Genomic DNA, 13,515 nt, shown 5'->3' with positions numbered 1-13,515 from the left:
TCCCCCGATGCGCGGGCCGGGTCCCCTCCCGGCGGGGTAGGCCGGCCGCGGCGACGCGACGATCCACCGATTTGCCTGGCAACCGGGCGTATCCGCGGTCAAGATACGCACAGGTGCCCGGCAAGTCGGTGGATCACGGGTGAACCCGGAACATGAGGCGGATACGCCATTATCGTGATCACATGGACCGCAGTGGCGAGCTGAGCTCGGTGCGGCGTAACGCCGTATTCGGGACGGTGGCGCTCGGGCTGCTGCTGGCGGCGCTGGACCAGACGATCGTGGGAACGGCGCTGCCGACCATCGTGGGGGACCTGGGCGGGGCGTCGCACCTGTCCTGGGTGGTGACGGCGTACCTGCTGGCCGAGACGATCGCCACCGCGCTGGCCGGCAAGCTGGGCGACCTGTTCGGGCGCAAGCTGCTGTTCCAGATCAGCATCGCGGTCTTCATCGTGGCCTCGTTCTTCTGCGGGTTCGCGCACAACATGGCCTGGCTGGTGGCCTGGCGCGGCGTGCAGGGTGCCGGCGCGGGCGGCATCCTGGTCACCGCGATGGCCCTGATCGCCGACTACATCCCGCTGCGCGAGCGCGGCAAGTACCAGGGCGCGCTGGGCGGGGTCTTCGGCGTGGTGACCGTGCTCGGACCCCTGCTGGGCGGCTTGTTCACCGACCACCTGTCCTGGCGGTGGGCGTTCTACATCAACATCCCGCTCGGCCTGCTGGTCATGCTCATCTGCGGCTCGACCATGCCGAAGCTGCCCACCTCCCGCCGCCCGATCATCGACTACCTCGGCATCGCCATGATCGCGGTCGCCTCCACCTGCCTGATCCTGATGACCAGCTGGGGCGGCACGGAGTTCCCATGGCTGTCCCCGGAGATCATCGGGCTGGGCGTCGGCGGTCTGGTCGCACTGCTGCTGTTCGTGGTCGTGGAGCTGCGGGCACGGGAGCCGATGCTGCCGATGCGGCTGTTCCGCAATCCGGTGTTCACCGTCTGCGGGCTGCTCAGCTTCATCGTCGGCTTCTCCATGTTCGGGGCGCTGACCTTCCTGCCGACCTTCATGCAGTACGTCCAGGGCGCCTCGGCGACCGCGTCGGGCCTGCGCATGCTGCCGCTGGTGTTCGGCCTGCTGATCACCTCGATCGCCAGCGGCACGATCGTCGGTCGCACCGGCAACTACAAGTGGTTCCCGGTCGCGGGCGGGCTGATCACGGCGCTCGGCATGTGGCTGCTGGCGCAGATGACCGCGCTGACCACGCTGTGGGTCGAGTCGGCGTTCCTGTTCGTGCTGGGCCTCGGGCTGGGCATGAGCATGCAGACCCTCACCATCGTCGTGCAGAACACCGTCAACTACCACGACCTCGGCGTGGCCACCTCCGGCGTGACGTTCCTGCGCACGCTCGGCAGCGCGTTCGGGGTGGCGCTGTTCGGCACGGTGTACACACACTCGCTGCAGACGCAGCTGGAGCGGTTCGGACCGCTGCTCGGGGCGCTCGACCCGCGCCGGTTGGAGAGCCCCGCCGGCGTGCACAGCCTGCCCGCCCCGATCCGGCTGCTGGTGGTCGGCGGCTACACCGAGGCGTTGCAGATGGTGTTCATGTCGGCCGTGCCGGTGGGTCTGCTGGCCGCGTTCATCGCACTGTTCCTCAAGCAGGTGCCGCTGCGCGACACGGCTCGCGCCGCGGCCACGGATCTCGGCGAGGGCTTCGGCATGCCGGAGTCGCCGGACCGCACCGAGCAGCTGGAGCGGGCCGTCGCCACGGTCTGGCGGCAGAAGGGCAACGCCGTCGCACCGCAGGTGCTGGCCTCGGCCGGGGTCGACGGCGGGGTCGGGCTGGCCTGGTGCCTGTCGCGGGTGGTGCTGTTCGCCGAGCACTACGGGCAGGCCCGGGTGGCCGACATCGCCGAGCACTACCACCTGCCGCCGCAGGTGCTCTGGCCCGCGTTCCAGCGCTACGTCGTCGACGGCTACCTGGGCGCGGTCGACGGGACGGTGGCCCTGACCCCGCGCGGCACCGCCGAGTACGACCGCATCGCGACCGCCTGGCGGCAGTGGCTGTCGGGCGAGCTGTCCGACTGGGACGACACCTCCGACGAGGAGTTCGAGCAGGCGGTGCGCCAGGCCGGCCGCGAGCTCGTGTTCGAGGACGAGACCCCGCCCGCGCCGGTCTCGGCGGTCCCGGCACTCCCGGCGGCTCCCGTACGGGCAGGTCCCGGCCGGCACCGGGCGTAGGCGCCCGGTGCCCGTGTCCTGCGCCGGATGCGAGCCGACGGCCGGGCGGGTTCGCGCCGCGGTGCGTGAAAACGGCGTTGCCGGAGTGTGAACCGCGTCCGATCCTCGGGATGATCATCGCCAGACCGGGTGATCACGTGTCACGCTGGCAACCATGGACCTGACCGGGCTGATCGTCGGAGGCGTGGCGTTGCTCGCCGCCTCCGCGTACGGCGTGGTCCACCGCCGCCGGGCGGGTAGGGTTCGCGCCGTGCCCGCCACCGCCGACCCCGTGCCGCCCCTGCAGGCCGACCTGCTGGCCGAGCTGGGCGTGCCATCGGGTCAGGTCACCCTGCTCCAGTTCTCGTCGGCGTTCTGCGCCCCGTGCCGGGCCACCCGTGTCGTCTGCGCCGAGGCCGCTCGCACCACGCCCGGTGTGGCCCACGTCGAGGTCGACGCGGAGAGCCGCCTGGACGCGGTCCGCGCCCTGGACATCTGGAAGACCCCGACCGTGCTGATCGTCGACGCGCACGGCCGCATCGCGGGCCGGGCCCAGGGCGCGCCGACCCGCGCCCAGGTGCTGGCCGCCGTCGCGCCGCTGCTGCCCGCCGCGGCCGAGCTGACCGAGGAGAAGGCATGACCGACCCCCGTGGCCCCCGGTTCGCGGCGGCCGTCACCACCGTGGTGATGGTGGCCGTGCTGCTCACCGGCTCCGGCTGGCTGGCCCTGGCGCAGGCGGCCGTGTTCGCGCTGACCGCGGCGTCACCCCGCCTCGGCCCGTACGGGCTGGTCTACCGCACCCTGGTCGCCCCGCGCCTCGGCAAGCCGGCCGAACTGGAGCCGCTGGCCCCGGTGCGCTTCGCGCAGGCGGTCGGTTTCGTCTTCGCCGCCGTCGCGACCCTGGGCTACCTGCTCGGCTCGCCGCTGGCCGGGGCGATCGCCGCCTCCTTCGCGCTGGCCGCGGCCTTCCTCAACGCCGTCTTCGGCCTGTGCCTGGGCTGCGAACTGTTCCTGGCGTACCGCCGCCTGACCGGCCGCCCCCTGGCCGCTCGCGTCCCGGCATCCTGACCCCGGCTCCTGTCGGACCCTCCTGTTAGAACGGCGGGATTGACCGGGCAAGGCGAAGGAGTGGACTGATGGCGACACGGATCCAGGTGACGATCGACTGCGCGGACCCGGGACGGCTGGTGGAGTTCTGGGCGCTCGCGCTGCACTACCAGCCCCAGCAGCCGCCGGACGGGCACCCCACCTGGCGCTCGTACTGGCTCAGCAAGGGCATCCCGGAGGAGGAGCTGGAGGGCGCCGACGAGCTCGACTCGATCGAGGACCCGGACGGCGTCGGGCCGCGCTTCTGGTTCCAGCAGGTGCCGGAGTCGAAGGCGGGCAAGAACCGCCTGCACCTGGACCTCGCGGTCAGCGGCGGCCGCAGCGTCCCGCTGGAGATCCGCCGCGAGCGCGTCGCGGCAGAGGCCGAGCGCCTCATCGCGGCCGGTGCCACCCGCCTGCGGGTGCTGCATACCGAGGGCGCCGACCACTACGGCGAGGTCATGCAGGACCCCGAGGGCAACGAGTTCTGCCTGCACTGATCGATCGCGCGGCGGGCTCGCTCCAGCGGGGACAGCGCGGTCGCCTGAGCCGCACTATGCTCCCGCGATGATTCTCTCCGAGCAGGAGTCACCCCGTGCCGTGAGCCTGTGGCGCGACGGCGACTTCGTCCGGCTGTGGGCGGCACGGGTGGTCTCGGTGGCCGGCTCCGCGGTCACCGCGGTGGCGCTGCCCGCGCTGGTGTACGCCCAGACGCAGTCCCCGGTCCTGACCTCCTTGCTGGCCGCGGCCTCGGCGGCGCCGTACCTCGTGTTCGGACTGCTCGCCGGGGCCATGGCCGACCGGACCGACCGCCGGCGGCTCATGGTGTGGACGGATCTGGCCAGGGGCGCGCTGCTGGCCACCGTGCCGCTCGTCGCGCTGGTCGCCGAACCCGCCTGGTGGCACCTGCTGGCGGTGGCCTGGCTGGTGGCCAGCGTCGGCGTGTGGTTCGACGCGGCGAGCTTCGGCGCGCTGCCCACCCTCGTGCGGGCCGAACAGCTGGTGGAGGCCAACAGCCGGGTGTGGTCGGCGAGCACGGCCGCCCAGATCGCCATGCCTGCGCTGGCGGGCCTGATGATCGCGTCGATCGGGGCCGGTGCCTCCATCGCCGTGGACGCGGTCAGCTTCGCCGTCGCGGCGGCGCTGGTGTACGCCATCGGCCGACCGCTCAACCTGCCCCGCGACGCGGCCGAGCGGTCCGGCCGCAGCCTGCTGGCCGACGTGCGGGAGGGGCTGCGGTTCCTGTTCACGGAACCGACCATCAGGCTGTTCACCGCACTCGGGGTGAGCAGCGCGTTCAGCGGCGGTGCGCTGATCGGCCTGCTGGTCGTGTACGCGGACCGGCGGTTCGGCATCGGCCAGAGTGACAGCAGGCTCGGCCTGATGTTCGCGGCCGGCGGCGTCGGCGCGCTTTTGGCCACCCTGCTGCTGCCGCGGCTGTCGCGGCGGTTCGCCCCGCAGCCGCTGACCCTGGTCGGCATGGCCGCGGGCGCCGTCGTGCTGGTCGGGCTGGCGTTCGCGCCGAGCTGGCCGGTGGGCGTGGCGCTGCTGGCCGCGTGGGGTGTCGCGTCGATGTTCGTCATCGTCAACGGCATCAGCGTCCGGCAGGCGCTGACGCCCGAGCACCTGCAGGGCCGGGTGAACATCGTCGGCCGCATGCTGACCTTCGGCGTCGGCCAGCCGCTGGGCGCGGTCGCGGCCGGCCTGCTGGCCGAGCGGCTGTCCGTGACGACGACGCTGCTGCTGTGCGCGATTCCCCTGGTAGTCGCCGTGGCACCCGGCATCGCCGCCGCGCGCCGCGAAACATCTGACGACGTCCGATGAGCCGCGGCCCGGCCTGATCGTCGCCGGCCGTACATGATCTGTTCTTGTGGACGCTGGACGTCGCCCTGGCAACGTCCAGCGTCCACAAACAGATCTTCGTGCTGGGTGGGGGCCGGAGATGGACGGAGCCCCGTCCCCGCCGGTGTGGTGGCGGGGCCGGGGCTCCGTGGTCGGACCGGTCAGGAGCGGCCGGGCTCGTGGCGGCGCAGCGCCAGGCGGGTGAGGAAGATCAGCACGATCATCTGCACGCCGAGTAGGACCATGCACTTGATCCAGTTCTCGGCGGTGTGCGTGAACAGCGGATCCTGGAAGGTCTTGGGCAGCATCGCGCCGACGTCGACCGTGGCCGCCGCCGCGCCGAAGCCCCAGCGGGTCGGGAAGATCCAGGAGATGATCTCCATGACCTGCTGCCCGGCCAGCACGAACAGGCCGCCGGAGAACACCAGCTGCGCCATGACCAGGACCACCATGATCGGGGTGGTCTGCTCCGTGGTGCGGGCCAGCGCGCTGACGAGCAGGCCGAACACCGTCGACACCAGGGAGATGCCGACCATGGCGACGATGATCTCCGCGGTCTGGCTCGGGATGACCAGCGACTCCGTCGGCGGGCCCTCGAACAGCGTCAGGTAGACGAACAGTGCCACCTGCGCGGTGTTGATGATGAAGAAGACCGTGATCTTCGAACTCAGGTATGCCGCGGCCGACACACCCACGGCCCGTTCCCGGGCGTAGATCGGCGCTTCGGCGACGATCTCCCGGACCGAGGCGGCGGTGCCCAGGAAGGCCGCACCGGTCACCAGCACCACCAGGAGCTGTTGTGCCTGCAGGCTGAAACCGGGCAGCTTGACCAGGCCGTCCGAGCCCGGGACCGTATAGGCGAGCACCGCCAGGATCAGCGGCATGGCCAGCAGGAACGCGCTGAAGCCCCGGTCCGACAGGATGACGTTGATCATCCGGAGGCAGAGCGTGAAGTACTGCCGGATGGGCGCGCTGGGGTTCCGCGCGAACAGTGAGAACTTCCGCCGGTCGATGTTGGCCCGGCCGGGTTTCGTGGCGGCCACGTTGGGCCTGACCCGGGCCAGGGCGTCGTCGACGCTGACCGAGGCGGGCTCGGCGTCGTCGACCGGTGCGTCGGGCACGGGCAGCACCGCGACGGGCTCCGTGAGGTCGGGCTCGTCGGTGCGCTGCGTCGGCACCAGCGGCTGCTGGGTCGCCGTCGGGTCGAACACCACGTCGGCCGGCGCGGGCGGCACCGGCAGCACGGCGGGCTCGGCCCGGTTGGACGGGGTGACCGCGCTGACGTAGCGGGCGTACAGCGGGGAGTTGCGGAAGGCTCGGGTCCACCGCTCCGGCTCTTCGGTGATCTTCGTGAAGACGTCGGCGTAGTCCTCGGCGCCGAAGAAGGCGAGCAGCTGGTCCGGCGGGCCGAAGTAGCCCATCGTGCCGCCCAGGCACATCACCAGCACCCGGTCGCAGATGTCCAGGTGCAGCACGCTGTGCGTGACGACGACGACGGTCTTGCCCTTGTCGGCCAGCTCCCGCAGCTCGCCCATCACCTCCTTGTCCAGCGCCGGGTCCAGGCCCGAGGTGGGCTCGTCCAGGCACAGCAGCGACGGCTCGGTGAGCAGCTCCATCGCCACCGAGGCGCGCTTGCGCTGGCCGCCGGAGAGCACGTCGATGCGGGCCTTGGCGCGCGGGGTGAGCCGCATGGTGTCCATGACCTCGTCGACCTTGGCCCAGCGCACCTTGCGCGGCACGTCGTCGGCGAAGCGCAGCGCGGCCGCGAAGCGCAGCGCGGTGCGCACCTTGAGCTGCTTGTGCAGCACGTCGTCCTGGGGCACCATGCCGATGCGGTAGCGCAACTGGGCGTAGTCGGCGTAGAGGTCGCGCCCGCCGTACCAGAGCCGGCCCTGGGTGGCCGGGCGCAGCCCGGTCAGTGCCTTGAGCAGCGTGGACTTGCCGCAGCCGCTGGGGCCGATCAGGGCGAGCAGGCTGCCCTCGGGCAGGGCGAAGCTGACGTCGTCGATGAGCACCTTGTTGCCCAGGCGCACCGTGAGGTCGTCGGCGATGATCGACGCGGGGCCGGTGTCGACGTGGTCGTGCAGCTGCACGCCGTCGAAGAGCAGCTCGTGCCGCCCGATCGAGACGATGTCGCCGGCGTGCATCAGGGTTGCCTTCTGCACCTGCCGTCCATTGAGGAAGGTGCCGTTGCGGCTGCCCAGGTCGACGATGTGGAAGGCGTCGCCGAGGCGGCGCATCTCGGCGTGGTGGCGTGAGGCCTGCAGGTCGGCCAGCACGATGTCGTTGTCGGCGTCGCGCCCGAGCCGGGTGCGGATCGAGCCGTCGGCGGCGGTCGTCTGTCCGGAGGCGACCGCTGAGGCGGCGCTCTTGCGGCGTCGAGGCGTGCGGGAGATGGAGGGGTCTGTTGACACTCGCACATCCTTGCGGCAAGACCAGTGCAGATCAAGCGCCATCCGGTCGGATCCGGCCGCCGTCGGGAACCCGATCGAGCAGGGGGCAGGCCCGCGCGTCCGGGTGATATTCCCGCACCATCGTGAAGATCGTCACGGCGGCGGTGTTCGGCGCGCGCGGATTTCGGAGCTAAGGTGGTCGAGGTCGGTGCGTGGACAGTGTCCCCGGGCCTCACTTACAAAAGCCTTCACGGAATACCGTTCGGCTGGAGCCGTGTCGCGCCACTCGCCGCGAGGCGACCGCACGCACCGACCATAAATCTCGCAGTTGCCCGCCCGCTCCGGTGCCCGATCATCACCGGAGCGGGCGGTGCTCTCTGCCCGCGGCAGGGTGGCTGCCGTCGTTACTTCGGCGAGACTACCAACAAACTCGCACGAAATCCATGGCCGTCTCTTGATCGTGTCGTGCCGCTGTTAACGCCAGGTCATGACGTGCAATGGGCGGTATGGACCAACGCACCGTCATCCTCGTGCTGCTGGTGCTCGGTCTGCTCTGCGTGCCGGTCGGCGCACGGTTGCGACTGCCGGCGCCCGTGGTGGCCACCGTGTTCGGCGCCGCGCTCGGCCTGCTGCCCGGCCGCTCGCTGTCCCTGCATCCCGAAGTCATCCTGCCCGTGCTGCTGCCGCCGCTGCTGTTCGCCGCGGTCCAGCGCAGCTCCTGGCGGCGCTTCGCGCGCGGCTGGAAGCCCATCCTGCTGCTCGCGGTCGCCCTGGTCTTCGTGACCACGGCCGCGGTCGCCGCCGTCGCGGCCACCGTCCACCCCGCGCTGGCGCTGGGCGCGGCCGTGGTGCTCGGCGCGATCACCTCCCCGCCCGACCCGGCCGCCGTCTCCGCGATGGCCGGCCGGCTGGGCCTGCCCCGCCGCACCGTCACCCTGCTCGAAGGGGAAGGGCTGTTCAACGACGTCACCGCGCTGACCATCTACCAGGTCGCGGTGGCCGGAGTGCTCACCGGAACGCTGTCGGTCTGGAGCGCGGTCGCCTCGTTCGGCTACACGGCCACGGCCGGCGCCGGCGTCGGCCTGGCCGCCGGGATCGTCTTCGGCTGGCTGTTCGACCGGCTGCCGACCGCCGAGCTGCGGGCCGGGCTGAGCCTGCTCACCCCGTACGCCGCGTATCTCACCGCCGACTCCGTGCACGCCAGCGGGGTGCTGGCGGTGCTCGCGGCCGGGTTCTGGCTGGGCGCGACCCGGGCCGACCCCGACGACGTCGCCGGGCGGCTGTCCGGACGCAACTTCTGGGACGTGGTGGAGGAGCTGGTCACCGGCTTCACCTTCGGGCTGATCGGGCTGGAGTTCATCGAGGCGCTCGACGACCTGGACGCGGGCGTGTGGCCGTACACCCGCTTCGCGATTTTGATCTGCCTCACCCTGGTGGCGGTGCGCTTCGCGTGGATGTTCGGCGTCGGCGGGCTGGCCAAGCGGATGGGCTCGCGCGATCCCGCGGACGTGCCGGTGGGGTGGGGCGAGACCCTGATCGTGGCGTGGGCGGGCATGCGCGGGGTGGTCACCATCGCGACCGCGCTGGCACTGCCCAGGGACTTCCCGGCCCGCTCGCAGATCGTGTTCGTGGCGGCGGTGGTCGCCGTGGTCACCCTGCTGCTGCCCGGCGTGACGCTGCCCTGGCTCGTGAAGCGGCTCGGGCTGAGCACCGGCGCGAAACGCCGCCGCCAGGCCGAACAGGAGGTCATCGCGATGGCCCAGGAGGCCGGGCAACGCCGCCTGGAGCAGTTGCGGGCCGACGGCACGGTGAGCGCGGAGACCGCGCACCGGCTGGCGCAGTGGCAGCGCGCCATTCTCGTCGACGAGGAGGCGGAGGACGACGACTGGGTACGCCAGCGCCAGCGCCTCGGTGACGTGCGGGCGGAGCTGCTGGCGGCCTCGCGGGCCGCGGTGCTCGACCACCGGACACGCGAGCCCGAGGCGGTGGACGACGTGCTGCGCCGGCTGGACCTGCACAGCGCCGTCTACTAGGCCGAGCGGCCCGGACACGCCTCCGGCCACGGTCATCCGCGCCGCCCGCCTCTCCCGACAGGCGCGAGCCCTCACCCGCACGTCGCCCGACGGCGTGTCCCGCCGTTTGCCGGGCCGCCTGAGGCGATGCTGTCTTGGCCGCGTGACCTGCGGTTATGCACCTATCCCGACATGGAAGGCGGTCTCGATGAGACCTTGGCGAATGTTCGCCGCACTCGCCGGCCTCGCGCTGGCGACGGCCCTGACCGGCGGCGCCGCGCAGGCCGCTCCGCCGGCCGAGCACGACTGCATCACGCCCTCGGGCGCGAACCTCAACCAGATCTACGGCATCAAAGAGCGCATCGTCAGCCCGCCGATCTGCCTGGAGGTGCTCGCCGGCGAGCGGTGGGTCGTGTTGGCGAACTCGTGGACCACGGCGGCCGGCCCCGACGGGGCCGTCTACCCGGCCGGGTACACCCCCGAACTGCCCGCCCCGATCGACGACCTCAGCGCGAAGTTCCGCAGCGCGAAGTACGTGATCGACGGCGGCACCGACCGGGAGCGGGTCGTCACCGCAGGCCCCGAGGTGCTGCGAACGTTCGTGGGCGAGGACGGCCTGCCGTTCGCGACCTTCCCGTCGCCTGCGCTCAAGCCGCTGCGTCCGGGCACGCACACGTTCGCCGTGTACCTCGTCCTGTCCGCGCAGCACTGCGACGGCCTCGGCGTCAACGTCGCGCTGAACTGCCTGCCCGCAGGGGAAACCGAGTGGTTCGCGCAGACGCCGTTCGAGGTGGTCGAGAAGTACGGGACGCCGGGGCGGCCCTGAGCCGTGCCGACGGGTGGCGCCCCCGCGGACGGGGGCGCCACCGTTCATCGGTGCGTCACGGACTCGTGCAGGTCAACGTCGGCGGGTTGTTGGTCCCGCTGTGGTTGCCCAGGAACCCGAACGTGGTGCTGGCACCCGAGCCGAGGCTGCCGTTCCAGGCCACGTTCTTGAACGTGGTGGACCCGGTGGCGTTGGTGTAGGTGCTGCTCCAGCTCTGGTTCACGGTCTGGCCGTTGGCCCAGGTGGCCTTCACCGTCCAGGCGGTGATCGCGGTGCCGCCCGCGGTCACCTTGACCTCTCCCTGGAACCCGTTGTTCCAGTTGCCGATCTGGGTGTACGTCGCCGAGCAGGCGCCCGGCGGGACGGACGGCGTCGCGGGTCCAGGCGTCGACGGCGCCGGGCTGCTCGGCCGCGGTGAGGCGGCACTGGGCGACGGCGACGCCGACGGCGGCCGCGACGGCGAGGCCGACGCGGACGGGATCGGCGACGGGGTGGTCGGCGGGTTGTTGATGCCGGTCACCTGGCCGTTGCCGCCGTCGAAGATGACGTCCGAGCAGCCGTAGAAGGTCTCCTGGCTGTCCGAGCGCTTCCAGACGGAGTAGATGACGTGCCGGCCGGACTTGCCCGAGGGCAGATTGCCGTTCCAGTAGTAGTAGCCGTCCGGGGCCGGGGCCGACATCGGCGGGTGGTCGATGCTCAGGAACGGCTGCTCTTCCATGTTCGCCCAGGTGAGCGCCTGGTTGGGGTTGTAGCCGTCCTTGGTGATGTAGAGGTAGAACCAGCCCGGGTGGGCGGCCCAGTTGCTGTAGCGCCAGCTGTGGTTGGCGCCGGAGGTGAGGTGGGTCAGCGGCCAGTCGCTGCGCGGCGCGTCGAAGCCCGCGAACTTGGTGAAGCCGCCGCTGCACAGCGCGCCGTCGGGGATGAAGCCGCGGGTGCGGCCCTGCCCGTCGGAGCGCAGCACGCCGAACCAGTCGTAGAACGGCTGGGTGCCGCCGACGGCGGCCGCGTTCTGGCAGGCGCCGTTGGTCGGCTTGATCTCACCGGTGCTGGACTTGCCGTCCAGATAGCACAGGTAGGTGCGGCTGCCCGGGGTGAGCAGCGCGCCGTGCGCCGCCGCGGTGCCGGGATTGATCATCGTGATGGCGAGGCCGGCGGCGAGCGTGGCGGCCGCCGCCAGAGCGGCGGCCTTCAGCTTGTTCATGTGCTGTCCTTTCCAGCACGGGCGCGCGCCACGTCCGGCGGAGGATCCCGGCGGCGCCGCCGTAGGGGCGGACCGCGGGGAAGACCGGAGTGGACGGGACGAGCCGTGCTGCGGATGCGGGATCACCCCTGCCGCGGCCACGGTGGACCGGGGACAGGGGTAAGGGACGATCCGTCGCGTCGGCGCGGCTCACGCACAGGCCGCGGCGCGCTCCACGTCTGCCCTCGCAGCACCACGGCATCGACATTCCACCATGTGATCAACCACGTCGGCAATGGTTGCGCCGTGCCATCGCGGGTGCGAGCATGTGCGGCGTGTCGATGTCCGCGGTACGCCGCAACGCCTGGTGGCTCCTGCCCGAGCTGCTGGCGCTGGCGTTGGTGGCCGGGCTGTTCGCCGTGGCGGCGCCCGCGGATCTGAAGGACGTGCTCGCCGACCGCGTCGCGGTGATCCTGGCGCAGTCGTCGCCGTCCGAGCACCATGAGCACGGCCACGACGTCGCCGCCGAGGACACCGTGCTGTGCACGGCGGAGACCATGGGCATGGAGCCAGCGGACGCGACCCGGGCAGCCGACGTGCGCGTGGTGTACGCGTACTTCTTCTGCGCCGCCGGGGAGCCGGGACAGCCGTGGGACTTCGCCGCCCGCATCTCCGGGCCGGTCGTCGTCGAGCTGACCGACCCGCCGCGGGTGCGCATCGCCGAGGCGGGACTGGGCTACCCCGACCGGGTCAAGGCCATGCTGCCCGACCAGTACGAGCCGTGGGCCTTCGGCGGTTTCCACGACCCGAGCCTGCCGACCGCGCTGCAGCAGCGCTATCTCGACGAGGTCGCCAAGGCCTGAACGGCACCGCGTCGCCGCCGTGGCGGCCGAGGCCGGGCGCGCACAGGCCGCCGCCGCGCCGGACCGGTGGGCGACTAGGCTGATCTTCATGCGATTCGGATTGTTCGGCACGGGCTACTGGGCGGAGCAGACCCAGGGCGCGGCACTGGTGGCCCACCCCGAGGCCGAGCTCGTCGGCGTATGGGGCCGCGATCCGGCCAAGGCCGCCGCGCTCGCGTCGCGGCTGGGCACCCGCCCCTATGCCGACATCGACGCGCTGATCGCCGACGTGGACGCCGTCGCGGTGGCGCTGCCGCCGGACGTGCAGGCGCCGATCGCGGAGCGCGCCGCCCGCGCGGGCCGCCACCTGCTGCTGGACAAGCCGCTGGCGCTCACGACCGCCGACGCCGACCGCGTGGTCGACGCCGTCGCCGAGACCGGCGTGGCCAGCGTGGTCTTCTTCACCGCCCGCTTCGACCCCGACGTCACGCAGTCGCTGGAGCAGGCGGCCGCCGCGGGCGGCTGGAGCTCGGCCCGGGTCACCATGTACGCCTCGATCTTCGCGCAGGGCGGCCCGTACAGCGAGTCGGCCTGGCGCAAGGTGCACGGCGGCCTGTGGGACATCGGCCCGCACGCGCTGTCGCGGCTGCTGCCCGTGCTGGGCCCGGTGACCGAGGTGACCTCGCTGGCCGGCGCGCACGCCACCAGCCACGTGCTGGCCCGCCATGAGAGCGGCGCGGTCAGCGTGCTGATGCTCACGCTGGACGCCCCACCGACGGCGTTGCTGTTCGAGTACCAGCTGCACGGCGAGGCCGGCGTGCTGGACCTGCCCGGCGGCTCCGGCGACCCGGTGGCCGCCTTCGGCCGGGCGATCGACGAGCTGCTCGTGCAGGCACGCCATCCGGGCGAGGGCGGCCCGGCGCACCCGTGCGACGTGCGTTTCGCCCGCGAGGTCGTGTCGGTGCTGGAGGCGGCGCAGCTGTCCCAACAGGAGGGACGTGCGGTCGCCGTCCGGTGACCGGGGTCGCGAGGACCCGGACCGGTGGGGAGCTGGATCGTTCAAGCGATCCGGAATCGTGTCCGGGCAACCGTTGACACCACAGCGGATCATGCAGCAACGTGCC

At 72.1% G+C, this 13,515-nt stretch carries 11 protein-coding genes; 9 read left to right on the top strand and 2 right to left on the bottom strand.

Features of this window, described 5'->3' with window-relative positions; all coding sequences use genetic code 11:
* Positions 1 to 182 precede the first annotated feature (182 nt).
* From F9C41_RS27460 to F9C41_RS27440, 5 genes are all read left to right on the top strand, one after another.
* Positions 183 to 2,231: an MDR family MFS transporter gene (locus F9C41_RS27460; RefSeq protein WP_230690062.1), complete on the top strand. Its 2,049-nt coding sequence runs from the start codon at positions 183 to 185 to the stop codon at positions 2,229 to 2,231.
* Positions 2,232 to 2,385: 154 nt separating this feature from the next.
* Positions 2,386 to 2,850 (top strand): TlpA family protein disulfide reductase, encoded by a 465-nt coding sequence (locus F9C41_RS27455; RefSeq protein ID WP_230690061.1) that lies wholly within the window; start codon positions 2,386 to 2,388, stop codon positions 2,848 to 2,850.
* Positions 2,847 to 3,278 carry a DUF4395 domain-containing protein gene (locus tag F9C41_RS27450; protein WP_155389742.1) on the top strand — a complete coding sequence of 144 codons (432 nt, stop codon included), beginning with the start codon at positions 2,847 to 2,849 and terminating at the stop codon, positions 3,276 to 3,278. Before F9C41_RS27455 ends, F9C41_RS27450 begins: the two co-directional genes overlap by 4 nt.
* Before the next feature lie 68 nt (positions 3,279 to 3,346).
* Complete coding sequence (locus F9C41_RS27445; RefSeq protein WP_155389741.1) at positions 3,347 to 3,796, top strand: VOC family protein; 450 nt, start codon at positions 3,347 to 3,349, stop codon at positions 3,794 to 3,796.
* Between the two features lie 67 nt (positions 3,797 to 3,863).
* A complete protein-coding gene (locus F9C41_RS27440; RefSeq protein ID WP_155389740.1) occupies positions 3,864 to 5,120 on the top strand; it encodes an MFS transporter in 1,257 nt (418 codons plus the stop codon).
* Between the two features lie 179 nt (positions 5,121 to 5,299).
* Here the strand turns inward: F9C41_RS27440 and F9C41_RS27435 are convergent, their stop codons facing one another.
* Positions 5,300 to 7,552 carry an ATP-binding cassette domain-containing protein gene (locus F9C41_RS27435; RefSeq protein WP_196279980.1) on the bottom strand — a complete coding sequence of 751 codons (2,253 nt, stop codon included), beginning with the start codon at positions 7,550 to 7,552 and terminating at the stop codon, positions 5,300 to 5,302.
* A gap of 485 nt (positions 7,553 to 8,037) precedes the next feature.
* Between F9C41_RS27435 and F9C41_RS27430 the strand changes: the two genes are divergently transcribed.
* On the top strand, positions 8,038 to 9,564 hold the full coding sequence (locus tag F9C41_RS27430; RefSeq protein WP_196279979.1) for a cation:proton antiporter: 1,527 nt from the start codon (positions 8,038 to 8,040) through the stop codon (positions 9,562 to 9,564).
* Between the two features lie 187 nt (positions 9,565 to 9,751).
* Entirely contained in the window at positions 9,752 to 10,369 is a 618-nt protein-coding gene (locus F9C41_RS27425) for a hypothetical protein (RefSeq protein WP_155389737.1), read from the top strand.
* 55 nt (positions 10,370 to 10,424) lie between these two features.
* On the opposite strand, the gene F9C41_RS27420 is transcribed toward F9C41_RS27425, so the two are convergent.
* Positions 10,425 to 11,570 (bottom strand): lytic polysaccharide monooxygenase auxiliary activity family 9 protein, encoded by a 1,146-nt coding sequence (locus F9C41_RS27420; RefSeq protein ID WP_155389736.1) that lies wholly within the window; start codon positions 11,568 to 11,570, stop codon positions 10,425 to 10,427.
* Positions 11,571 to 11,884: 314 nt separating this feature from the next.
* Between F9C41_RS27420 and F9C41_RS27415 the strand changes: the two genes are divergently transcribed.
* Both F9C41_RS27415 and F9C41_RS27410 read left to right on the top strand, forming a co-directional pair.
* Positions 11,885 to 12,412, top strand: coding sequence for a hypothetical protein (locus tag F9C41_RS27415; protein ID WP_155389735.1), 528 nt, complete (start codon positions 11,885 to 11,887; stop codon positions 12,410 to 12,412).
* Between the two features lie 88 nt (positions 12,413 to 12,500).
* Positions 12,501 to 13,409, top strand: coding sequence for a Gfo/Idh/MocA family protein (locus F9C41_RS27410; RefSeq protein WP_196279978.1), 909 nt, complete (start codon positions 12,501 to 12,503; stop codon positions 13,407 to 13,409).
* The last annotated feature ends 106 nt before the right edge of the window (positions 13,410 to 13,515 follow it).

It is taken from the genome of Catellatospora paridis, from assembly GCF_009720365.1.
Classification (GTDB): Bacteria; Actinomycetota; Actinomycetes; order Mycobacteriales; family Micromonosporaceae; genus Catellatospora; species Catellatospora paridis.
Note: the sequence above shows the minus strand (reverse complement) of the source record. Positions and strands in the feature narration are given on the sequence as shown.